The 22,545-nt window shown below is 70.1% G+C and carries 23 protein-coding genes; 15 read left to right on the plus strand and 8 right to left on the minus strand.

Annotation, left to right across the window (positions count from 1 at the left end):
- The first annotated feature begins 49 nt into the window (after window positions 1-49).
- The 5 genes from AC3EGR_RS03775 to AC3EGR_RS03795 are packed head-to-tail and all read left to right on the plus strand — an operon-like array spanning window position 50 to window position 5,216.
- Window positions 50-1,213 (plus strand): ATP phosphoribosyltransferase regulatory subunit, encoded by a 1,164-nt coding sequence (locus AC3EGR_RS03775; RefSeq protein WP_488545104.1) that lies wholly within the window; start codon window positions 50-52, stop codon window positions 1,211-1,213.
- Between the two features lie 40 nt (window positions 1,214-1,253).
- On the plus strand, window positions 1,254-2,585 hold the full coding sequence (locus AC3EGR_RS03780; RefSeq protein WP_488545105.1) for an adenylosuccinate synthase: 1,332 nt from the start codon (window positions 1,254-1,256) through the stop codon (window positions 2,583-2,585).
- Between the two features lie 15 nt (window positions 2,586-2,600).
- Window positions 2,601-3,125, plus strand: coding sequence for a phosphoribosyltransferase (locus AC3EGR_RS03785; protein WP_488545106.1), 525 nt, complete (start codon window positions 2,601-2,603; stop codon window positions 3,123-3,125).
- 41 nt (window positions 3,126-3,166) lie between these two features.
- Window positions 3,167-4,366 (plus strand): PLP-dependent transferase, encoded by a 1,200-nt coding sequence (locus tag AC3EGR_RS03790; protein WP_488545107.1) that lies wholly within the window; start codon window positions 3,167-3,169, stop codon window positions 4,364-4,366.
- 55 nt (window positions 4,367-4,421) lie between these two features.
- A complete protein-coding gene (locus AC3EGR_RS03795; protein WP_488545108.1) occupies window positions 4,422-5,216 on the plus strand; it encodes a DUF2189 domain-containing protein in 795 nt (264 codons plus the stop codon).
- A 19-nt stretch (window positions 5,217-5,235) separates the two neighbouring features.
- On the opposite strand, the gene mnmH is transcribed toward AC3EGR_RS03795, so the two are convergent.
- Entirely contained in the window at window positions 5,236-6,291 is a 1,056-nt protein-coding gene (gene mnmH / locus AC3EGR_RS03800) for a tRNA 2-selenouridine(34) synthase MnmH (RefSeq protein WP_488545109.1), read from the minus strand.
- Window positions 6,288-6,932, minus strand: a complete 645-nt coding sequence (locus AC3EGR_RS03805; RefSeq protein ID WP_488545110.1) for an arylesterase — start codon at window positions 6,930-6,932, stop codon at window positions 6,288-6,290. Before AC3EGR_RS03805 ends, mnmH begins: the two co-directional genes overlap by 4 nt.
- Between AC3EGR_RS03805 and AC3EGR_RS03810 the strand changes: the two genes are divergently transcribed.
- From AC3EGR_RS03810 to AC3EGR_RS03835, 6 genes are all read left to right on the plus strand, one after another.
- Window positions 6,931-7,626: an ABC transporter ATP-binding protein gene (locus AC3EGR_RS03810; protein ID WP_488545111.1), complete on the plus strand. Its 696-nt coding sequence runs from the start codon at window positions 6,931-6,933 to the stop codon at window positions 7,624-7,626. The genes AC3EGR_RS03805 and AC3EGR_RS03810 overlap by 2 nt on opposite strands.
- A gap of 7 nt (window positions 7,627-7,633) precedes the next feature.
- Window positions 7,634-8,374 (plus strand): 23S rRNA (guanosine(2251)-2'-O)-methyltransferase RlmB, encoded by a 741-nt coding sequence (gene rlmB / locus AC3EGR_RS03815; RefSeq protein ID WP_488545112.1) that lies wholly within the window; start codon window positions 7,634-7,636, stop codon window positions 8,372-8,374.
- Complete coding sequence (locus AC3EGR_RS03820) at window positions 8,371-9,498, plus strand: NAD(P)/FAD-dependent oxidoreductase (RefSeq protein WP_488545113.1); 1,128 nt, start codon at window positions 8,371-8,373, stop codon at window positions 9,496-9,498. Before rlmB ends, AC3EGR_RS03820 begins: the two co-directional genes overlap by 4 nt.
- A 14-nt stretch (window positions 9,499-9,512) precedes the next feature.
- Window positions 9,513-10,223 carry an SIR2 family NAD-dependent protein deacylase gene (locus AC3EGR_RS03825; protein ID WP_488545326.1) on the plus strand — a complete coding sequence of 237 codons (711 nt, stop codon included), beginning with the start codon at window positions 9,513-9,515 and terminating at the stop codon, window positions 10,221-10,223.
- Between the two features lies 1 nt (window position 10,224).
- Window positions 10,225-10,557: a hypothetical protein gene (locus AC3EGR_RS03830; RefSeq protein ID WP_488545114.1), complete on the plus strand. Its 333-nt coding sequence runs from the start codon at window positions 10,225-10,227 to the stop codon at window positions 10,555-10,557.
- 76 nt (window positions 10,558-10,633) lie between these two features.
- A complete protein-coding gene (locus AC3EGR_RS03835) occupies window positions 10,634-11,233 on the plus strand; it encodes a 3-keto-disaccharide hydrolase (protein WP_488545115.1) in 600 nt (199 codons plus the stop codon).
- An 18-nt stretch (window positions 11,234-11,251) separates the two neighbouring features.
- On the opposite strand, the gene AC3EGR_RS03840 is transcribed toward AC3EGR_RS03835, so the two are convergent.
- The 6 genes from AC3EGR_RS03840 to AC3EGR_RS03865 all read right to left on the minus strand — a co-directional run bounded on the left by AC3EGR_RS03840 (window position 11,252) and on the right by AC3EGR_RS03865 (window position 17,713).
- A complete protein-coding gene (locus tag AC3EGR_RS03840) occupies window positions 11,252-11,827 on the minus strand; it encodes a chromate transporter (RefSeq protein WP_488545116.1) in 576 nt (191 codons plus the stop codon).
- Window positions 11,824-12,417: a chromate transporter gene (locus AC3EGR_RS03845; RefSeq protein WP_488545117.1), complete on the minus strand. Its 594-nt coding sequence runs from the start codon at window positions 12,415-12,417 to the stop codon at window positions 11,824-11,826. Before AC3EGR_RS03845 ends, AC3EGR_RS03840 begins: the two co-directional genes overlap by 4 nt.
- A gap of 7 nt (window positions 12,418-12,424) precedes the next feature.
- Window positions 12,425-13,336: a DMT family transporter gene (locus tag AC3EGR_RS03850; protein ID WP_488545327.1), complete on the minus strand. Its 912-nt coding sequence runs from the start codon at window positions 13,334-13,336 to the stop codon at window positions 12,425-12,427.
- Window positions 13,318-14,244, minus strand: a complete 927-nt coding sequence (locus tag AC3EGR_RS03855; RefSeq protein ID WP_488545118.1) for a bifunctional helix-turn-helix transcriptional regulator/GNAT family N-acetyltransferase — start codon at window positions 14,242-14,244, stop codon at window positions 13,318-13,320. Before AC3EGR_RS03855 ends, AC3EGR_RS03850 begins: the two co-directional genes overlap by 19 nt.
- A 120-nt stretch (window positions 14,245-14,364) precedes the next feature.
- A complete protein-coding gene (locus tag AC3EGR_RS03860; protein WP_488545119.1) occupies window positions 14,365-16,506 on the minus strand; it encodes a 3-hydroxyacyl-CoA dehydrogenase NAD-binding domain-containing protein in 2,142 nt (713 codons plus the stop codon).
- Between the two features lie 4 nt (window positions 16,507-16,510).
- Complete coding sequence (locus AC3EGR_RS03865; RefSeq protein ID WP_488545120.1) at window positions 16,511-17,713, minus strand: acetyl-CoA C-acetyltransferase; 1,203 nt, start codon at window positions 17,711-17,713, stop codon at window positions 16,511-16,513.
- A gap of 287 nt (window positions 17,714-18,000) precedes the next feature.
- Here AC3EGR_RS03865 and AC3EGR_RS03870 point away from each other — a divergent pair, with 287 nt between their 5' ends.
- From AC3EGR_RS03870 to AC3EGR_RS03885, 4 genes are all read left to right on the plus strand, one after another.
- Entirely contained in the window at window positions 18,001-20,418 is a 2,418-nt protein-coding gene (locus tag AC3EGR_RS03870; RefSeq protein ID WP_488545121.1) for a DUF6351 family protein, read from the plus strand.
- Between the two features lie 64 nt (window positions 20,419-20,482).
- Window positions 20,483-21,646, plus strand: a complete 1,164-nt coding sequence (locus AC3EGR_RS03875) for an acyl-CoA dehydrogenase family protein (protein WP_488545122.1) — start codon at window positions 20,483-20,485, stop codon at window positions 21,644-21,646.
- 82 nt (window positions 21,647-21,728) lie between these two features.
- Window positions 21,729-22,076: a GFA family protein gene (locus AC3EGR_RS03880; protein ID WP_488545123.1), complete on the plus strand. Its 348-nt coding sequence runs from the start codon at window positions 21,729-21,731 to the stop codon at window positions 22,074-22,076.
- A gap of 63 nt (window positions 22,077-22,139) precedes the next feature.
- Window positions 22,140-22,538, plus strand: a complete 399-nt coding sequence (locus AC3EGR_RS03885) for a VOC family protein (RefSeq protein ID WP_488545124.1) — start codon at window positions 22,140-22,142, stop codon at window positions 22,536-22,538.
- The last annotated feature ends 7 nt before the right edge of the window (window positions 22,539-22,545 follow it).

Below are 22,545 nucleotides of genomic sequence, written 5' to 3' on the forward strand. Positions count from 1 at the left end.
CGTCGCGGCCGGCCCGGTAGAATCACGTTTTTAACAGCCTCCCCTTTCCATGTCCGCCTGGGTCCTGCCGGATCACATCGCCGATGTGTTGCCTTCCGAGGCCCGGCACATCGAAGAACTGCGCCGCGAACTGCTGGACACCGCCCGTGGCTATGGCTACGAGCTGGTGATGCCGCCCATGCTGGAGCACCTGGAGTCGCTGCTCACGGGCACGGGCGAGGCGCTGGACCTGCAGACCTTCAAGCTGGTGGACCAGCTGTCCGGCCGCATGCTGGGCCTGCGCGCGGACACGACGCCGCAAGTCGCCCGCATCGACGCCCACCTCCTGAACCGCCAGGGCATCACGCGCCTGTGCTACTGCGGGCCCGTGCTGCACACGCGCCCCGACCGGCCGCATGCCACGCGCGAGCCGCTGCAGTTCGGCGCCGAGATCTACGGCCACGCCGGCCTGGAAGCGGACGTGGAGGCATTGCAGCTCGCGCTGGACTGCCTCAAGGCCACCCGGGTCGAAGCGCTCACGGTGGACATGGCCGATGCGCGCATCGTGCGCTCGCTGCTGGCCGGCCTGGGCATGGACGCGCCGCGGCTCGCGCAACTGCATGCCGCGCTCGCGGCCAAGGACGCGACCGAGCTCGCGTCGCTGGCCAAAGACTTCCCCGCCGCCACCCGGCAGGCCCTGCAGGCGCTGATCACCCTCTATGGCGGCGCCGGCGTGCTCGCCGAGGCGGCCAGGGTGCTGCCCGCCACGCCCGTGATCCGGCAGGCGCTGGAGCAGCTGCAGTGGCTGTCGCGCCATGTGGAGGGCGCGCGCGTGTCCTTCGACCTCGCCGACCTGAGCGGCTACGCCTACTACAGCGGCGCGCGCTTCGGCATCTACACGCCGGGCGCGAGCGACGCGCTGGTGCGCGGCGGCCGCTACGACGAGGTCGGGGCCGTGTTCGGCCGCAACCGGCCCGCCGTGGGCTTCAGCCTGGACGTGCGCGAGCTGGTGGGCGTGGTCGCCAAGCGCCCGCTCAAGGCCGCCATCCGCGCCCCGTGGCTCGATGCGGGCCCGGACGCGAGCGAGCTGCGCGCCGCCATCGCCGGCCTGCGCAAGCAGGGCGAGACCGTGGTCTGCGTGCTGCCGGGCCACGAGAGCCAGGTGGACGAGTTCCACTGCGACCGCGAACTGGCGCGCGATGCCGCCGGCCGCTGGACCGTGCGCGCGCTCTGAAGCCGCATCACCATTTTCATTTTTCCCGCGAGAGCAAGTCATGACGAAGACGAAGGGCCGCAACGTGGTCGTGGTCGGCACCCAGTGGGGCGACGAGGGCAAGGGCAAGCTGGTGGACTGGCTGACCGAGATGGCGCAGGGCGTGGTGCGCTTCCAGGGCGGCCACAACGCCGGCCACACGCTGGTGATCAACGGCGTGAAGACGGCGCTGCACCTGATCCCCAGCGGCATCATGCGCCCCGGCGTGAAGTGCTACATCGGCAACGGCGTGGTGCTGTCCGCCGCCAAGCTGCTGGAGGAGATCGAGGGCCTGGAGAAGGCCGGCGTGGAGGTGCGCTCGCGCCTGCGCATCTCGGAAGCCTGCCCGCTGATCCTGCCTTTCCACGCCGCGCTGGACATCGCGCGCGAGACGGCGCGCGAAAAGGGCGGCACCGAGAAGATCGGCACCACCGGCCGCGGCATCGGCCCGGCCTATGAAGACAAGATCGCCCGCCGGGCCCTGCGCGTGCAGGACCTCAAGCACCCCGCGCGCTTCGCCGACAAGCTCAAGGAAGTGATGGAACTGCACAACTTCGTGCTGACGCAGTTCCTGCACGCGCAGCCGCTGGACTACCAGCAGGTGCTGGACGAGGCGCTGCGCCACGGCGAGATCCTGCGCCCCATGATGGCCGACGTGTCGCGCGAACTGAACGAAGCCCACCTCCACGGCGACAACCTGCTGTTCGAAGGCGCCCAGGGCACGCTGCTGGACGTGGACCACGGCACCTATCCCTACGTCACCTCCAGCAACTGCGTGGCCGGCAATGCCGCCGCGGGCGCCGGCGTCGGCCCGGGCATGCTGCACTACATCCTGGGCATCACCAAGGCCTATTGCACGCGCGTGGGCGGCGGTCCCTTCCCGACCGAGCTGGATTGGGAGAAGCCGGGGACCGTGGGCTACCACCTGTCCACCGTGGGCGCCGAGAAGGGCGTGACCACCGGCCGTTCGCGTCGCTGCGGCTGGTTCGACGCGGCCCTCCTGAAGCGCAGCGCCCAGGTCAACGGCCTGTCGGGCCTGTGCATCACCAAGCTGGACGTGCTGGACGGCATCAAGGAGCTGCAGCTGTGCACCGGCTACGAGCTCGATGGCGAGCACATCGACATCCTGCCGCTGGGCGCGGACGAAATCGCGCGCTGCAAGCCGCTGTACGAGACCATGGAAGGGTGGACCCAGTCCACGGTGGGCGTGACCCAGTACGACAAGCTGCCGCTGAACGCGCGGCTGTACCTGCAACGCATCCAGCAGGTGACCGGCGTGCCCGTCGATATCATCTCCACCAGCCCCGATCGCGACCACACGATCATGATGCGCCACCCCTACCTGGCCGATTAAGCAGAGGACGCAACGATGTTGACGGAAGACGGCAAGCACCTGTACGTGAGCTACGACGAGTACCACAACCTCTGCGAAAAGCTCGCGATCAGGATCTACCAGTCGGGATGGGAGTTCGACACCATCCTGTGCCTGGCGCGCGGCGGCATGCGCCCCGGCGACATCCTCTCGCGCATCTTCGACAAGCCGCTGGCGATCATGTCGACGAGTTCGTACCGGGCCGATGCCGGCACGGTGCAGGGCCACCTGGACATCGCCCACTACATCACCACGCCCCGCGGCGAGATCGCGGGCAAGGTGCTGCTGGTGGACGACCTCGCGGACTCGGGGCTGACCCTGAACAAGGTCGTCGAGATGCTGCGCAGCAAGTACTCCAAGGTGACGGAACTGCGCACCGCGGTGCTGTGGACCAAGGGCCTGTCCAAGTTCACCGCGGACTACTCGGTGGAATTCCTGCCGACCAACCCGTGGATCCACCAGCCCTTCGAGACCTACGACGCCATGCGGCCGGAGAAGCTGCTGGAGAAGTGGAAGATCTAGGCTCCCGGCCCGCAGGCGGGGGCCGCGGCTAACATGGGCGCATGAGCAAGCCGGTCACCGACCTCATCCACCACCCTTACGAGCCGCCCGCGGGCTTCCACGCGCCGCAGCCGGGCGTCTACAAGGCGTCCACCGTCATCTTCGCCAACGTGGCCGCGATGCGCGCCCGCGACTGGAAGCACAAGAGCGGCTACACCTACGGCCTGCACGGCACGCCCACCACCTTCACGCTGGAAGAACGCATCGCCGCCCTGGAAGGCGGCTCCCAGTGCGTGCTCGTGCCCAGCGGGCTGGCGTCCATCGCCAACGTGGGCATGGCGCTGCTCAAGACGGGCGACGAGCTGCTGCTGCCGGACAACGTCTACGGACCGAGCCGTGCCCTGGCCGAAGGGGAGTTCCGCAACTGGGGCATCACCTGCCAGCTGTACGACCCGATGAAGCCGCGGGACCTCGAGGCACGGATCGGACCGAAGACGAAGCTGGTGTGGCTGGAGGCGCCGGGTTCGGTCACCATGGAGTTTCCCGATCTCGCGGCGCTGGTGCGCCTGTGCCGCGCGAAAGGCGTGACCTCGGCGCTGGACAACACCTGGGGCGCCGGCCTGGCGTTCAACGGTTTCGACCTCGGCGGCGGCCTCGGCGCCGACATCGTCGTGCAGGCCCTCACCAAGTACCCCAGCGGCGGCGGCGACGTGCTGATGGGCAGCATCGTCACGCGGGACGAAAAGCTGCACCAGCAGCTCAAGCTCACGCACATGCGCATGGGCTTCGGCGTCGGCGGCAACGACGTGGAGAGCGTCCTGCGCTCGCTGCCGAGCATGGCCGTGCGCTACCGGGCGCAGGACCAGGCCGGCCGCCAGCTCGCCCGCTGGCTGGCTCAACGCAGCGAAGTGGCCCAGGTGCTGCATCCGGCCTTGCCGGGCTCTCCCGGGCACGAGCACTGGCGGGCCCTGTGCGGGGAGGACGGCGTCGCGGCCGGCCTGTTCTCCGCCGTCTTCCACGAGCGCTACGCCGTGGGCCAGGTGGACGCCTTCTGCGATGCGCTGAAGCTGTTCAAGCTGGGCTATTCCTGGGGCGGGCCCGTCAGCCTGGTCGTCCCCTACGACATCCCGTCCATGCGCAGCGCTGCCCTGGCGACCTGGCCGCACAAGGGCGTGCTGGTGCGCTTTTCCGTGGGCCTCGAGGACGCGGACGACCTGCAGGCGGACCTGGAACGGGCGCTGGCGGCACTCGCTGCCCCATGACCTAGTGGCGCGGCGGCCGCCGTGGCGCTACCCTGCGCGCTGAAGGAGGGTTGCCATGGACCACCCGATCTCCGAATCCCAGGCGGCGTCTGCCCGGCCGGCCCCGCCGGTCCCGCGCGTGCGTTTCGTGTCCGCCGGCGCACCGCTGCGCTGGCTGGCCGCCGGGGCGCGCGACATCACCGCCTACCCCCGCATCGCCGCGTTCTACGGCGCCTGCTTCTGGGCGATGGCCGCGATCCTGGGCATCGTGTTCCGCTACCGCCCGGAATGGACGATGACGCTGGTGTCCGGCTGCCTGCTGCTGGGGCCCTTCCTGGCCATGGGCCTGTACGAGGTGAGCCGCCAGCGCGAGCAGGCCCTGGAGCCGGACCTGGTCGCCTCGCTGACCTGCTGGCAGCACCACATCGGCAGCATGAGCCTGCTGGTGCTGGTGCTGGTGCTGCTCGAACTGGTCTGGGGCCGCGCCTCGCTGGTGGCCTTCGCGCTGTTCTTCGACAACGGGCTGCCCACGAGCGTGGGCGTCGTCGACGCGGTGTTCAACCCGCGCAACTGGCAGTTCGTGGCCGTCTACCTGGCGGTCGGGGCGATGTTCGCCGCCGCGGTGTTCTGCTTCATGGTCGTGACCATCCCGATCATCCTGGACCGCGACACGGACGCGGTCACCGCCTCGCTCACCAGCCTGTTCGCCGTGCTGCAGAACCTGGGCGCGATGCTGTTCTGGGGGGCGCTGGTGACCGTGCTGACCCTGGGGGCGCTGTGGCCCTGGGGCCTGGGCATCGTCGTGGTCGGCCCCTGGCTCGGGTACGCGACCTGGCACGCCTACCGGGACGTGGTCGGCTGGGATTCCTAGCGGGCCGCAGCGGCCACCCTCACGATCCCGCCAGCTCCTGCGCCAGTTCCTGCATCGCCTCGGGCGTGCGGTCCCGCGGCACGATCGCGCGAGCCTGGCCGAACTGGCTGAAGTTGCGCTGGGTCGAACTCGCGTAGCCGGGGTCGTAGTGTTTGAGCAGGAGCTCGCGCACCACGGTCTCGATCTCGCCGGCGCGCACCTGGGCCTGCCAGCGCTGCACCTGCTCGCGCCCGCGCAGCTGCACCAGGGCGTCCAGGCGGCCGCAGAACAGCTCGGTGTCGCGGCTGAAGAAGGCGTAGTCCTCCAGCAGCAGCCGCACGCGCTCGTCCTCCGGCAGGTCCAGCCGCAGGCAGGGGCTGGCCCGCATGCCGGCGATCAGCGCCTCGGGCACGGCGCAGTTGCCCACCTTGCGGCTCTCGCTCTCGACGTACACGGGCCGCGCGGGATCGAAGGAGCGCAGCTTCTCCCACACCAGGGTGTCGAAGCGCTTCTGCGTCGGCTGCGGCTGGCCGGGGATCAGCCCCAGCACCGAACTGCGGTGGCTGGCCAGCGCCTCCAGGTCCAGCACCTGGGCGCCCGCGGCCTCCAGCGCCTGCAGCAGGCGGGTCTTGCCGGAGCCGGTGGGACCGCACACGACCCGGTACTCCAGGCGCTGCACGAGGGCGGGCAGCTGCTCCAGCACCGCGCCGCGGAAGGCCTTGTAGCCCCCCTCGACCAGCGCGACGCGAAAGCCGATCTGCCCCAGCACCAGGGCCAGCGCGTTGCTGCGCTGGCCGCCGCGCCAGCAGTAGACCAGCGGCCGCCACTCCTTGGGCTTGTCCATCACCTCGCGCGCGATGTGGCGCGCGATGTTGGCCGCCACCAGCGAGGCACCGCGCTTGCGCGCCTCGAAGGGGTTGACCTGCTTGTACAGGGTGCCGACCTCATGGCGCTCGGCGTCGTTCAGCGAAGGCCAGTTCACGGCGCCGGGCAGGCGGTCCTCCGCGTACTCGGACTCGCTGCGCGCGTCGAGGACGGCGTCGTAGCCGGCCAGCCCTTCGATGGCCGCCAGGGCAGGAACGACGACCACGCTCATTTCAACTGCTTCCGCAATTCCGGCCAGACGTTGTCCAGCATCTTCGCTTGTGCCTCGGCGCGCGGGTGGATGCCGTCGGCCTGGAACAGGGCGCGTGCATCCGGCGCGTCGGCGACGCCCGCGAGCAGGAAGGGGACGAGCCCGGCCTTGAACTGCCTGGCCACCTTCGCGTACATCGCGGCGAACCGCTGGGTGTAGTCGGTCCCGTAGTTGGGCGGCACCTGCATGCCCACCAGCAGCACGCGGGCGCCGGCCTTCTGCGCCGCCTGCGTCATGGCCGCCAGGTTGTCCTCGGTGCCCGGCACCGGCAGGCCGCGCAAGGCGTCGTTGGCCCCGAGCTCCAGCACGACGTGCGTCGGCTTGTGCTGCGCCAGCAGCGCGGGCAGCCGGGCGCGGCCGCCCGAGGTCGTGTCGCCGCTGATGCTGGCGTTGACGACCTTCGCCGGGACCTTCTCCTGCGCCAGCCGGCCCTCCAGCAGGGCGACCCAGCCGCTGCCACGCTTCAGGCCATACTCCGCGCTCAGCGAATCGCCGACGACCAGGATCACCGCCGCCGGCGAAGCGGCCGACGCCGCGCCGGCGATACCCGCAGAAACAAGCGCCGCGATAAAGTCGCGCCGCTGCCAAGAACTCGAACGCATGCCTGAACCCATCATCTCCGTAGAACACGTGCACAAGTCGGTCACCGACTCCACCGGTACCCTGGCGATTCTCCGCGATATCGATTTCTCGCTGGCCCCGAGGGAAACAGCGGCCATCGTCGGGGCCTCCGGCTCGGGCAAGAGCACGCTGCTGTCCATCGTCGCCGGCCTGGACACGCCGACGAAGGGCACCGTGCGGCTGGCGGGCCAGGACCTGTTCGCGCTGGACGAGGACGAGCGCGCGGCCCTGCGGGCGCGCCAGGTCGGCTTCGTGTTCCAGAGCTTCCAGCTCATGGGCAACCTCAACGCGCTGGAGAACGTGATGCTGCCGCTGGAACTGGCCGGGCGCGGCGATGCGCGCAAGACCGCAGCGGACATGCTGGCGCGGGTGGGCCTGTCGGAACGGCTGGGCCACTACCCCAAGGTGCTCTCGGGCGGCGAGCAGCAGCGGGTGGCGCTGGCGCGGGCCTTCGTGGTCCAGCCGGCCGTGCTGCTGGCCGACGAGCCCACCGGCAGCCTGGACTTCGCCACCGGCGAAACGGTCATGAACCTCATGTTCGACCTGAACCGGGAGCAGGGCACGACCCTGGTGCTGGTGACGCACGACCCCGCCATCGCGCAGCGCTGCGAGCGCCGCATCACCATCGAAGCCGGCCACATCGCCCGCCAGGAGGGCGGGGGCGCGAATCGATAATCGAACGATGGCCACTCCCAAAGTCCTTTTCGGTTTCCACGCGGTCGGCGTGCGCCTGCGCACCGCCCCCAGGTCCATCCTCGAGCTGTACGTGGAAGGCACGCGCAGGGACGCGCGGATGCGCCAGTTCCTGCAGAAGGCGCAGGAGGCGGGCCTGCGCCCCGTCGAGGCCGACGCCCTGCGCCTGTCGCGGCTGGCCGGCAGCGCCGGTCACCAGGGCGTGGTCGCGCGCGTGGAGCCGCTGCAGGCCGTGACCTCGCTCGACGACCTGCTCGATGCGGTCGAAGGCCCGCCGCTGCTGCTGGTGCTGGACGGCGTGACCGACCCGCACAACCTGGGCGCGTGCCTGCGCGTGGCCGACGGCGCCGGGGCCCATGCCGTGATCGCCCCCAAGGACCACGCCGTCGGCATCAATGCCACGGTGGCCAAGGTCGCCAGCGGCGCGGCGGAGACGGTGCCGTACTTCATGGTCACCAATCTGGCGCGCACGCTGACGGAACTCAAGGAACGCAACATCTGGTGCCTGGGGCTGGGCGACGAGGCCACGCAGACGCTGTACCAGTCCGACCTCAAGGGCGCGACCGCCCTGGTGCTGGGTGCCGAAGGCGCCGGCCTGCGCCAGCTCACCCGCAAGACCTGCGATGCGATGGTGTCCATCCCCATGCTGGGCGCGGTCGAGAGCCTGAACGTGTCGGTGGCCAGCGGCATCTGCCTCTACGAGGCGGTGCGCCAGCGGGGAGGTGCTTGATCTACGACCTGCTGGTGGTCGGCGCCGGGTTTGCCGGGCTTGCCTGCGCGCGCAAGGCGGCGCAGGCCGGGCTGCGCGTGGCCTTGCTGGAAAAGAAGTTCGGCGCCGGGGCGCGGCTGCACACGACCGGCATGGTGGTGAAGGACGCCGTCGACGACTTTGCGTGGCTGCGCGACGTGCCGTCCGAACTCGTGCGCGCGGTCGAAGGCGTCAAGCTGTATGCCCCCGACCTCACGCACGTGAGCCTGCGCGCGCCCGGCTACTTCTTCTGGGCCACCGACACCGTGCGCTTCCTGGAGTGGATGGTGGACCTGGCCCGCGGCGCCGGCGCGGACCTGCGCTTCGGCAGCCTCTTCACCCAGGCGCGGCGGTCGCACGACGGCGAACCCTGGCAGGTGCCGCTGGAAAGCGGCGAGGTGCTGCAGGCGCGCTACATCATCGGCGCGGACGGGCCGCATTCGCGCGTGGCCAAGGCGCTGGGCCTGTCGCAGAACCGCCATTTCCTCTTCGGCGTGGAGCACGAGTACGCGCGGGCCCAGATCGAGCCGAACTACCTGCACTGCTTCCTCGACCGCAAGCTGGCGCCGGGCTACATCGGCTGGGCCTTCGCCGGTGTCGGCGCCACGCAGGTCGGGCTGGCGCGCACGGTGACGCCGGGCCTGCGGCAGGGCCGGGTGGACCTGCAGGCCTTCCTGCACAAGACCGCGCGCTACGTGACCCCGGAAGGGCCGCCGCTGGCCATCCGCGCCGGCATGATCCCTTGCGGCGGGCTGCTGCCGCGCATCGCGTGCCCCGGCGCCCTGCTGATCGGCGACGCGGCGGGACTGGTGTCGCCGGCCACGGCCGGCGGCATCCACGCGGCGCTGTCGGTCGGGGAGAGCGCGGGCGAGGCGGTCGCGTCCTTCCTGCGTGGCGAGGCGCCGGACCCGGCCGGCTGGCTGCCCGCGCGCTTCCCGCGCTTTCGCGCCAAGCGGGCGCTGCGCCGCTTCTTCGAGCTCACGCAGAACGACTGGATGTACAACAAGCTGCTCGGCACGCGTCCGATGCGGCGGGTCGCGGAGTGGGTGTACTTCCACGCCAAGGCGGGCCCGGACGTGCAGCCGGCGGGCGGAGAGCGCGCGTGAGCGGCAGCGCCGCGATGGTGGTGCGGCAGTGGGTGCGCGAGGCGCGGCACATCGTGCTGCTCACCGGCGCCGGGATGAGCGCCGAATCGGGCGTGCCGACCTTTCGCGACGCGCAGTCCGGCCTGTGGGCGAAGGTCCGGCCGGAGGAACTCGCCACGGAGGAGGCGTTCCGGGCCCGGCCCGGCTTCGTCTGGGACTGGTATGCGATGCGGCGCGAGGCCGTGGCGCAGGTGGAGCCGAACGCCGGGCACCGGGCGGTGGCCGCGTTCCAGGGGCGCCATCCGGGCCGGCTGACCGTGGCCACGCAGAACGTCGACGGGCTGCACCAGCGGGCCGGCTCACCCGGCGTGCTGGCACTGCACGGCAACCTCGCCGAGGACAAGTGGCTCGACGCGCCGCGTTCCTGCTGCACGCCGGAGCGCGTGGAGGACGGCCACCCGCCGCGTTGCCCGGTCTGCGGCAACCTGCGCCGGCCGGCGGTGGTGTGGTTCGGCGAACTGCTGCCGGCCGACGCGCTGTGGCGGGCGGAGGAGGCGGCCGCCGCGAGCGACCTGATGCTGGTGGTCGGCACCTCGGGCCTGGTCTACCCCGCGGCCGGCCTGGCCCGTGCGACCCGCGGCCGCGTCGTGGTCGTGAACCCGGAATCCACCGCGCTCGACGACGCCGCGGACCTGGTGCTGGCCGGCACGTCGGCCGTCCTGCTGCCGCAACTCCTGGAGGACTGACATGCGCCTGCCCCTCGCCCTCGCTTTCGCCGCGCTGCTGGCGGCCGGCTGCACCCAGGAACAGCAGAACCAGCTGGGACGCGGCATCCAGAACTGGACCGGCACCAACGGCGTGCTGGAGATCTACGCCGGCGACAAGCTGGTGCGCCGTTTCGTCCGCATCGACAAGCTTTCCACGGCCTTGGGCACCAGCGACAGCGAGGCCCGGTCCTACCGCTACGGCTACGGCGTGCTGGACGAGAACCTGAACTTCCAGGCCGACCCGGGCGAGAAGAAGGTGTACTTCGAGGTGGGCGGCTACGCCAACTATCTCTTCTTCGAGAACCCTCGGTAAGACCATCTTCTGCGGCGGGGCAAAGCGTCGCAGGATGCGCCGGCGCATTTTTTGCGCGCATCCCAAGGAGACTCCCATGAAGAAACGGACGACCGCGGCGCGGGCTTGCGCCGTGCTGGTGCTGGCCCTCGGCGGCTGCGCCTCCATGAATTCCATGACGGGCTGGACGACCCTGGTCGACGGCAACCGCGGCCTGGAGAACTTCCGCCGCGTGGGCGACGCCAACTGGATGGCGGCCGACGGCACCATCCAGGCCACCAGCGGTGGCAAGGACCCCGGTTACCTTGTGTCCCACGCCAGCTACCGTGATTTCCAGGTCCGCGCCGAGTTCTGGGCCAGCGAGGATGCCAACAGCGGCGTCTTCCTGCGCTGCCAGAACCCCGCGGCGGTCGGAGACGAGACCTGCTACGAGGCCAACATCTTCGACCAGCGCCCCGACCCGAGTTACGGCACCGGCGCCATCGTGCGGGTGGCCAAGGCGCCGGAGCCCATGCCCAAGGCCGGCGGCAAGTGGAACACCTACGAGATCACGGCCCGCGGCGACCACCTGGTGGTGCTGCTCAACGGCGTGAAGACCGTGGACGTGCGCGACGCGAAGTTCGCGCAGGGCCCGATCGCGCTGCAATGGGGCCGCGGCACCATCAAGTGGCGCAAGGTGGAGATCAAGCCCTTGTGACGCCCGGGGCGCCGGGCGCTAGATCCAGCCGAACCAGCCCAGGACCGCGCCGGCGCCCAGCAGCCACAGCAGGTGCACCCGGGTGCGCCACACGAACAGGGTGGCGACCGCCGTCACCAGCCACGAGGGCCAGTGGGCGAGGGCGTAACCCTGGCCGGTGGCGAGGATCCAGCCCGTGGACAGCAGCAGGGCGATCACCAGCGGGGCCATCCCCTGCTTGAAGGCCCGCACGCCGCGCAGTTCGCGGTTGCGGTGGCTCCATTGCGCCGTCAGGTACACCAGAACGGAGCTGGGCAGCATGATGCCCCCGAGGCACAGGAGCATGCCGAGCGCCGCGGTCCACAGCCCGCCGGCATTCAGGCCCACGTTCCAGCCCATGAGCGCGGTGAACAGCACGTTGGGCCCGGGGGCGGCCTGCGCGATCGCGATCGAGGCGCTGAACTGCGGGTCGGTGAGCCAGGCCTTTTCCTGCACCAGGAAGCGGTGCATGTCCGGCGCCGTGGTGATCGCGCCGCCCACGCACAGCAGCGACAGGGACGCGTAGTGCAGGAAGAGCGACAGCCAGTCGGCCGCGTGCAGCACGATGGGGTTCATGGAGCCAGCTTCCTCCATGCGGCCATGCAGCCGATCGCGCCCAGGAAGACCAGCACCCAGGCCAGCGGCAGCTTGAGCAGCGCAATGGCGGCGAAGGAGGCGATGCCCAGGGCCGTGCACAAGGGCAGCCCCATCACGTTCTTGCGCAGCGCGGGCAGCAGCTTCAGGCCGGTGGCGGTGATCAGGCCGGCCGCCACCGCGCCCATGCCGCGCAGCGCACCGGCCACCTGCGGGTTGTCGGCGAAATTCGCGTAGACCAGGGCGAGGGCCAGCACGACCAGCAGCGGGCAGGTGATCAGGCCGGCCAGTGCGGCCAGGACGCCCCGCCAGCCGAAGTAACGCGAGCCGAGCGTGATCGCCAGGTTGATCACGTTGGGGCCGGGCATGATCTGCGCCACGGCCCATTCCTCGATGAATTCCTCCTTGGTCATCCAGCGCTTGTTCTCCACCAGCTCGCGCTGCACGACGGCGAGCACGCCGCCGAAGCCCTGCAGGGCCATCAGCGTGAAGGTGACGAACAGGTCGGTGAGGTTCCTGGGCTGGGCGGGCGCCAGCGCAGGCGCAGCCAGCGCTTCGGAGGGAGACGACATGCCCCGATTATCCGGGTGCTGCCTGTCGGTTGCCGGACACGGGCAGGGTGGCCATGCCGAGGCCGGCGGCGATCAGCACGAGCGCGGCAAGCATCCATGCCGTCAGCGGCTCGCCGAGGCAGGCCCAGCCCAGGAGGGCCGCCGTGACCGGATTGAGCGCGAGGAACACGGTGACGCGCGTGGGCGCCTCGTGCTTGAGGGCGTACAGCCACCAGAAATAGCCGATGCCGCTGGAAAAGCCGACGAAGGCGACGACCCCCCAGGCGGTGGGCGAGAGTCCTCGCACCCGGGCAGGCCAGTCCTCGCCCAATGCGATGGCGGCCAGGAACAACACCGAGGCCAGCATGGCGAAGGCGGACACCGGGACCGTGGGATAGCGTTGCAGGTAAGGCCGGTACAACACGCTGCACAAGGCGCCTACGCAGGCGGAGGCGAGGACGGCCGCTTCGCCCGACCAGCCAGCCGCAGGGGCCGCGTGCAGCCCCGGGAGCAGCGCCAGGCCCACGCCCGCGATCGACAGCAGCACGCCCGCGAGCAGGCGCAGCGTCATCTGTTCGCGCCCCAGCGCCGCGGCCAGCAGCAGCGTGAGCAGCGGGAACAGGCTGAAGAGCAGGGCGGCCGGCGCGGCGGGCACGGTCTGCAATCCGGCGTTGAGCAGCGCGATCAGGATGCCGAACTGCCCCGTGCCGAGCGCCGCCATCGCCGCCAGGTCGCGTGCCGGCGGCATGGCCGGCATCCGGCGCCATGCAGGCAGCGCAAAGGGAAGCAGGCACAGGAAGCCGATGGCGTAGCGCAGCATGGCGAGCGTGAGCGGCGGCACCTCGGCGACGACGAAGCGCGAGGCGACGATGGCGGCGCCCACCTGCACGCCGGTGGCCGCGGCGGCGGCGAGCGCGCGTTTCAGAGCACCAGCTCCCAGGTCTCGCTCACCAGCTGCTGGCCGAAGGCTTCGTTGCGCTCGCTGTCCTTGAGCACGAAGCCGCGTGACGCGTAGATCGCCCGCGCCGCAAGCAGGTTGCTCTGCGTCCAGAGAACCAGCTTGCGGTAGCCGGCTGCCCGCGCGAAGGCGATGCAGGCGTCGGTGAGCCGGCCACCCAGGCCCAGCCCGCGCGCTTCCGGCCGCAGGATGAGCAGGCGCAGCTTGGCGACCGTGGCCGACTGGCGCACCAGGAACACGCAGCCGGCCCGCTCGCCATCCGCTTCCGCGATCCAGCCTTTCTCGCGTTGCGGGTCGAAGTCGCGGATGAATCGGGCCACGATGTCGGCAACGAGGGCCTCGAAGGTCCAGTCGAAGCCGTACTCGCGCGCGTAGAGCTCGCCGTGCTGCTGCACCACCCACCCCATGTCCCCCGGTGCCGGATCGCGCAGCACGATGCGGCGCCCGCGCGGCGCGGACGCATCGAGCAGGCGGTGCACCGTCTCCAGTGCCGCGATCAGCCGCGGCCGCGCCTGCCTGGGCACGGTGGCGAGCAGGGCAGCGGCCTCCTCGCGCGACTTCTGCTGCAGCGGCGAGAAGGTGGCGTAACCCGCCTCGGTGAGCCGCAGCAACTGTTGCCGGCCGTCATGGGGCGCGGCCTCCCGCGCCATCCAGCCGCGGTCCTCGAAGCGGCGCAGGATGCGGCTGAGATAACCCGCATCAAGCTCCAGGTCGCGCACCAGTTCGCGCGCGGTCAGCGGTGGCCGGTGCGCCAGCTCGTAGAGAACGCGCACCTCGGTGAGCGTGAAGTCCGTATCGAGGTAGCGCTTGAGCACGCCGATGCGCTGCGTGTAGAAGCGGTTGAACGCGCGCACGGCCTTCACGTGCGACTTGGCGACGGCGGCAGGCATGCGGCAGTGTGGCGCGGATGGTTGCCGGAGTCAACGAATTCGGAGGGTCAAACCCGAGCGCCGTGCCAGCGCGATGAAGCCCACCCGCACGCGGACTGGCAGCGCACTGCGCTCAAACACTCAGTACTTCGGCTCGAACCTGCGGATCGCGTCCTTGACCTGCGGCGACACGACGAAGCCCGGGCCGTACCTGGATGCCAGCACTTCCGCGCGGTGCAGGAAGGGCGCGATGCCCGTGCCGTAGATGAACTGCATCGCACCGCCGGTCCAGGCCGGGAAGCCGATGCCGAAGATCGAGCCGATGTTGGCGTCGTGCACGCTGGTGAGCACGCCTTCGGCCAGGCAGCGGGCCGTCTCCACCGACTGGCGGTACAGCAGCCGGTCCTTCAGCTCCTGCAGGTCCCAGGCCGCGTCCGGCTTCTCGAACAGCGTCCTGAGCTGCGGCCACAGGAACTTCTTTTCGCCCTGGGGGTACTCGTAGAAACCACCGCCCGCCGCGCGCCCGTTGCGGTCGAACTCCTTGACCATGCGTTCGACCAGCAGTTCGCCCGGCGTCGCGATGTAGGTCTGGCCTTCGGCGCGGAAGTCCGCGCGGGTCTGGTCCAGCACGTGCACCGACAGCGACAAGGCCGTCTCGTCCAGCACGGCCAGCGGCCCCACCGGCATGCCCGCCTGGATTCCGGCCTGTTCCACCACCGGCGCCGGGATGCCTTCGCTGAGCATGGCCGCGCCTTCCATGACGAAGGTGCCGAACACGCGGCTGGTGAAGAAGCCGCGCGCATCGTTGACGACGATGGGGATCTTGCCGATGCCCTGCACGTAGTCGTAGGCGCGCGCCACGGTCTCGTCGTCCGTCGCCTTGCCGCGGATGATCTCCACCAGCTTCATCTTGTCGACCGGGCTGAAGAAGTGGATGCCGACGAATTTCTCCGGCCGCGCACTGGCCTTCGCCAGCCCGGTGATCGGCAGCGTCGACGTGTTGCTCGCGAAGAAGCCGCCCGGCGCGAGCGAGGGCTCGGCCTCCCGGGTCACTTTCGCCTTCAGCTCGCGGTTCTCGAACACCGCCTCGATGAGGAGGTCGCAGCCTTGCAGGTCCTTGGCGGCTTCCGTGGCCGTGATGCGCGCGAGCAGCGCCTGCTGCTCCTGCGGCGTGAGGCGGCCCTTGTCCACGCGCGGCTGCGTGAGCTTGCGCGAGTACGCCTTGCCCGCTTCGGCCTTTTCCTGCGACACGTCCTTCAGGATCGTGGCCACGCCGCGGCTGGCCTGCACGTAGGCGATGCCGGCGCCCATCATCCCGGCGCCCAGGATGCCCACCTTCTGCGGCTTGTACTGGCCGTCCCATTTCGGACGCGACTGGCCGGCCTTGATCGCGTTCATGTTGAAGAAGAACGTGTTGATCATGTTCTTCGCCACCGGCGACACGATCAGCCGCGCCAGGTAGCGCGTCTCGATGCGCAGGGCCGTGTCGAAGTCGACCTGCGCGCCTTCGACCATGGACGCGAGCGCGGCCTCCGGGGCAGGGTAGAGGCCACGGGTCTTGAGCTTCAAGGCCGCCGGTGCGACGGCGAGCATGCCCGCGATCTTCGGGTTGCTCGGCGTGCCCCCGGGCATCCTGTAGTCCTTGGCGTCCCAGGGCTGCTGCGCCTGCGGATGCGCCGCGATCCACGCGAGCGCGGCCGGACGCAGTGCCGCGGCGTCGGGCACGAGTTCGTGCACCAGGCCCAGTTGCTGCGCCTCGCGCGGGGAGAACAGCTTGCTCTCCAGGATGTAGGGCTGCGCGGCCACGAGACCCAGCAGCCGGACCATCTTGGTGATGCCCGACGCCCCCGGGATCAGTCCCAGCGTGAGCTCCGGCAGGCCGAAGGCGATCTTCGGGTTGTCGATGGCGATGCGGTGGTGCGCGGCGAGCGCCACCTCCCAGCCGCCGCCCAGCGCCGCGCCATTGAGGCAGGCCACCACCGGCTTGCCGAGCGTTTCCAGCGTGCGGAAGTTCTTCTTGACCTGCTCGATCTCGCGGAAGACCCGCGGCGCGTCACCCGCCTGCAGCCGCATCGTCCCCTTGAGGTCGGCGCCGGCGAAAAAAGTGGTCTTGGCCGAGGCGAGCACGACGCCGCGGATCGCGTCCCGGTCGCGCACGACCTGCTGCACGGCCTCGGTGAGGTCTTCCTGCCACTGCAGGCACATGGTGTTGACCGGCGAGCCGGGCTCGTCGAAGGTGATCGTCGCGATCCCGTCGGCCAGTTCGTAGCGGAGGGTCTTCATCGCGTCAGACCCGTTCGACGATCGTGGCGATGCCCATGCCGCCGCCCACGCACAGCGTGGCCAGGCCGTAGCGCAGCTTGCGCCGGTGCAGCTCGTCGACGAGGGTGTTGAGGATCATCGCCCCGGTTGCGCCCAGCGGATGGCCCATGGCGATCGCGCCGCCGTTGACGTTCACCTTCTCGTGCGGCACGCCCAGCTCCTTCATGAACTTCATCGGCACCGCGGCGAACGCCTCGTTCACCTCGAACAGGTCGATGTCCTCGATGGACAAGCCGGCCTTCGCCAGCGCCTTGCGTGCCGCCGGCATCGGGCCCGTGAGCATGATGGTGGGGTCGGCGCCGGAGAGCGCCGCGGCGACGATGCGCGCGCGCGGCTGCAGGCCGTGCGTCCTGCCCGCGGCCTCGCTGCCGACCAGGACCGCGGCCGCGCCGTCGACGATTCCCGAGGAGTTGCCGGCATGGTGCACGTGGTGGATGCGTTCGACCTGCGGGTAGCGGCCGATCGCCACCTGGTCGAACCCCATGGCGCCCAGCTGCTCGAACGCGGGCTTGAGCGAGGCCAGGCCTTGCAGCGTCGTGTGCGGCTTGATGAACTCGTCCTGGTCCAGGATCACCTGGTCGAGGAAGTCCTTGACCGGCACCACGCTGCCAGCGAAGAAGCCGCCTTCGCGCGCACGGGCGGCGCGCTGCTGCGATTCGAGCGCGAAGGCGTCCACGTCCTCGCGCGAGAAGCCTTCCAGCGTGGCGATGAGGTCGGCGCCTATGCCTTGCGGCACGAAGGCGGTGGCCGAATTCGTCTCCGGGTCCTGGGCCCAGGCACCGCCGTCGGAGCCGATGGGCACGCGGCTCATGCTCTCCACGCCGCCGGCGACGACCAGGTCCTCCCAGCCGGAGCGCACCTTCTGCGCGGCCAGGTTGACGGCTTCGAGGCCGGAGGCGCAGAAGCGATTGAGCTGCACGCCGCTGCAGCGCCAGTCCCAGCCGGCCTTGAGCGCCGCCACCTTGGCGATCACCGAACCCTGCTCGCCGATGGGCGACACCACGCCCATCACGACGTCGTCGACCTGGCCGGTGTCCAGGTCGTTGCGGCGCTGCAGTTCGGACAGCACGCCGGCGAGCAGGTTCACCGGCTTGACTTCGTGCAGGCTCCCGTCCTTCTTGCCCTTGCCGCGGGGCGTGCGGACTGCGTCGTAGACGAAAGCTTCCATGGCGGTCTCTCCAGGTCCGTGATGCGCCGCAGTATAGGCACGCGGCCAAGCAAATGCTCAGTACAAATCGCGCCACGGCCGAGTCACGTGTGTGCTCGCGGTGTCACGCACGTGACGACATCGGGGTTTGCCGCACAACCGCGCGATGCGCGGGAGCCCTAGATTGCGCCGGAGCCTGCGGGGTTCACGCGGGCCGCATCAAGGAGACACACTTGCAACCCCTTCCCATTCGCAGGGCGCGCCCGCGTGCGCCATCGTGGCGGCTTGCCGTCGCCGCACTCACTTGCGTGCTGCTCGCTTCGTGCGGCGGCGGCGGTGGTGACGGCAACGGCAACGGCCCGATCCGGATCAACACCCTGTCCAACCGCGCCGACCTCGTGAGCGACGGCGATGCGCTCGTCGAGATCACGGCGCCGCCGGGACAGTTGAAGCAGGGCCTCACGATCCAGCTCAATGGGCAGGACATCTCGAAGAATTTCAGCGAGCAGGGCAACGGCCGGCTGGTCGGCCTGGTCACGGGCCTGAGGACCGGCGCGAACCAGCTCGATGCATCGTTCAAGGTCGGCTTCGACCGCGGATCGCGCCTGGTGATCACCAACGCACCGCGCAACGGGCCCGTGTATTCCGGCTCCGCCCACATCACGCCCTTCTACTGCGCGACGCCGACGGCGGTGCCCGCGACGGCCACGGACCCCGGCTCGAATGCGAGCGGCCTCACCGGCCAGCCGGACGCCAACTGCAACATCCCGACGGAAACCAAGCTGTACTACCGCACGAACGTCGCGGCGGGCGGCAGCACGGGGTGCAGCACGGCGCTGCCCGACGGCGGCTCGGCGCCGGCCAACGGCTTCTGCTGGAAGCCTTACACCCCGGGCACGACGCCGGCGGACATGGCCGCCCCGGTGACCACCGACAACGGCAGGACGGTCAACCTGATCGTGCGCCTGGAGCGCGGCACGATGAACCGCGGCATCTACGACCTGGCGGTCCTGTTCGACCCCGCCCAGGCCTGGACGCCGGTCGCCCCGCAGGCGCAGTGGAACGGCAAGGTCTACTACCACTTCGGCGCCAGCACCGGCCAGCCCCGGCGCCAGTCGCGCACCACGTCGTCCGCCTGGAGCTCGCTCGAGGAGCAGCTCAAGCGCGGCTGGATCGTGGTCTCGAACAGCATGACCGATTCGGTGCGCAACTCGAACCGCGTGCTAATGACCGAGACGGTCATGATGATGAAGGAGCACATCGCCGACAGCTACGGTCCCATCCGGTTCACGCTGGGCACCGGCTGCTCGGGCGGTTCGATCAACTCGAACATGAACCTCTCGATCTTCCCGGGCCTGCTCGATGGCGTCGTGACCAGCTGCACCTATCCGGACTCGGAGACGACGACGCTGGAAGTCGGGGACTGCTCCCTGCTCGTCGAGGCCTACCAGAAGCCGCAGATGCTCGGGCTCTGGGGCACGCTGACGCAGGCGGAGATCAACGCCAGGAAGGGCGCGATCAACGGCCACCCCGACCAGTCCGGTTGCCAGGCCTGGTACAACGCCTTCGGCAGCAATGGCAGGCCGGGCATGTACCAGCAACGCACCGTGGGCGCGACCGGCACCGGCGCCCAGCGCCTTGCCGACTGGACCGCGGGCGTGATCCAGCAGTCCACGACCACCATCAACAACTGCGAGCTGCCGAATAGCCAGGTCTACGACCCGGCCAATCCCACGGCGACGGCCAGCCTGCCGCGCTGCAATGCCTGGGGGTGGGCCGAGAACATCTGGGGCCGCATCCCGGGCACCTCGACGCCGCGCGACACGCGTGACAACGTCGGCGTCCAGTACGGCCTGCGGGCGCTGGTGGCCGGTTCGATCAGTGCGGAGGAGTTCGTGACGCTGAACGAGGTGGTCGGTGGCACGAACAAGGACGCCGAGTTCGGCGCCCAGCGCAGCGTCGCCGACAGCGAAGCGCTGGCCATCGCCTACCGCTCGGGCATCGTGGCTTCCGGCAGGAACCTGGCGAAGGCGCCCATCATCGACCTGCGCGGATGGGACGACTCCAACATCAACGTCCCGCCCGGACAAAACCCCCTGGCCGTGAGCGGAACCACCGGCAACCTGACCGGCAACACCATCCCGATCCACCACCAGTGGTACAGCTTCGCCATCCGCGACCGCATCGCGCGCGACGCCGGCGACGCGAACAACCAGGCCCTGTGGCGCTTCGCGCGCACCGGGCTGGCGGCACCGGGCACCGTGGGCCAGGAAGCCTTCCTGGTCATGGACCAGTGGCTCACCGCGCTGGTGACCGAGCCGAGCAACCGCAGCATCGAAGCCAGGGTGCGCGCCACGCGGCCGGCGCAAGCGCGCGACTTCTGCCTGAAGCCGGACGACGCAGCGCAGACCAACCGCATCTTCGACATGGCCGTGTGCGATGCCGACCCGTGGCTCAAGCCCGCGGCGTCCCCGCGCCAGGTCGCCGGCGGCCCGCGGACGGAGGACGTCCTGAAGTGCCAGCTCAAGCCCTTCAACCCGGGCGACTACCCCGGCGGGGTCTTCACGGCGGCGCAGCTGCAGCGGCTGCAGGCCGTGTTCCAGGCCGGCGTGTGCGACTGGAGCAAGCCCGGCGTGGGCCAGCAGGCCGCGCAGAGTCCGCTCACCTTCAAGGCGGGACCGGGCGGCCAGCCGCTGGGGGATGCCCCGACGTCTTCGCGCTTGTGAACGCGTAAGCTGCAAGGCCGCCGCCCGCGCAGGGGCGGCGGCTTTTTCATTCCGGGGACGCACGATGATCGAACGCACCTTGTTCAACGCCGACCACGAGGCCTTCCGCGATGCCTTCCGCCGCTTCGTCGACAAGGAGGTCGCGCCCTTCCACGCGGCCTGGGAGGAGCAGGGCTACGTGGACCGCGAGCTGTGGCGCAAGGCGGGCGCCAACGGCTATCTCTGTCCCACCATGCCCGAGGAGTTCGGCGGGGCCGGCGCCGACAAGCTGTATTCCGTGGTGCAGATGGAGGAGCTGGCGCGCGGCGGCTTCACCGGCGTGGGCTTCGGGCTGCACAGCGAGATCGTGGCGCCCTACATCCTGCACTACGGCAGCCAGGAGCAGAAGCGCCGCTACCTGCCCAGGCTGGCGAGCGGGGAGATGGTGGGCGCCATCGCGATGAGCGAGCCGGCGGCCGGCAGCGACCTGCAGGGCATCCGCAGCACCGCGATCCGCCAGGCCGATGGCAGCTACCTGCTCGATGGCAGCAAGACCTTCATCACCAACGGCTGGCATGCGGACCTCGTGATCGTGGTGGCGAAGACCGACCCCGCCGCGGGCGCCAAGGGCACCAGCCTGCTGCTGGTGGAGCGCGGCATGCCCGGCTTCGAAAAGGGCAGGCGCCTGAAGAAGCTGGGCCTGAAGGCGCAGGACACCTCGGAGCTGTTCTTCGAGCAGGTGCGCGTCCCGGCGGAGAACCTGCTGGGCGGCGAGGCGATGCTGAATCGCGGCTTCATCGGCCTGATGGAGCAACTGCCCTGGGAGCGCCTGCAGATCGCGATCACCGCGGTGGCCGCGGCGCAGGTGGCGATCGACTGGACGGTGCAGTACGTCAAGGACAGGCGCGTGTTCGGCCAGCCCGTCGCGGCCTTCCAGAACACCCGCTACAAGCTGGCGGAACTGCAGACGGAGGTGCAGGTCGCGCGCGTCTTCGTCGACCGCTGCCTGGAGCTGGTGCTGCAGGACCGGCTGGACACGGCAACGGCGAGCATGGCCAAGTACTGGACCAGCGACCTGCAGTGCAAGGTGATGGACGAATGCGTGCAGCTGCACGGCGGCTACGGCTACATGTGGGAGTACCCGATCACGCGGGCCTATGCGGACGCCCGCGTGCAGCGCATCTACGGCGGCACCAACGAGATCATGAAGGAGGTGATCACGCGGGCGATGGGGCTGCCTTCCCGCTGAGCCCCGCGTCCGATGGGCGGAACTTGACAGGGGAGGGGGTCCGCCTAAACTGAACCTATCGGTTAAGTGAAAGGAGCGTCCCATGGCCCACACCGGCAGCTGTCACTGCGGCCGCGTCCGCTACCAGGTGGAAGGCGAGCCCGACAGCGGGCTTGCCTGCAACTGCTCGATGTGCTCGCGCCGCGCCTCGCTGCTGTGGTTCGTCCCGCGCGACAAGCTGCGCGTGCTGACGCCGGAGCAGGACGCAGGCACGTACATGTTCAACAAGCACGTGATCCGCCACCGCTTCTGCCCGGCGTGCGGCATCCACACCTGGGGCGAGGGGAAGATGCCGGACGGCTCTCCCATGGCCGCCATCAACCTGCGCACGCTGGAGGACTTCGACGTCGACAGCGTGCCGGTCAAGCACTACGACGGCCGCTCGAAATAGCGCCAGCCCGCCGCACGCGTTCCCCCAACCGCGCTGCAAGGCGCCCACGCAGGAGGTTGAACCATGGATCCCGTCGTCCACTTCGAGATGCCCTACGACGACCGCGAGCGCATCGCCCGCTTCTACCAGTCGGCCTTCGGCTGGAAGCTGCAGATGCTCGGCGAGGAGATGGGGCACTACGTGCTCGCCACCACCGCCGAAGCCGACGTGATGCCGCCAGGCAAGGGCAACCGCGGCGCCATCAACGGCGGCTTCTTTCCGCGCTCGCCCGAGATGCCCGGCCAGCATCCTTCCGTCGTGGTCGGCGTGAAAGACATCCAGGCCGCCATGAAGGCGGTCAGGCAGGCCGGCGGCGAGGTGCTGGGCACGCCCATGGAGATTCCGGGCGTGGGGCAGTACGTCGCCTTTTACGACACCGAGCGCAATCGCCTGAGCATGCTGCAGCCGCTCATGCCCTCCTGACGGAGTG

The sequence above is a fragment of the Ramlibacter sp. G4-7 genome, assembly GCF_057784995.1.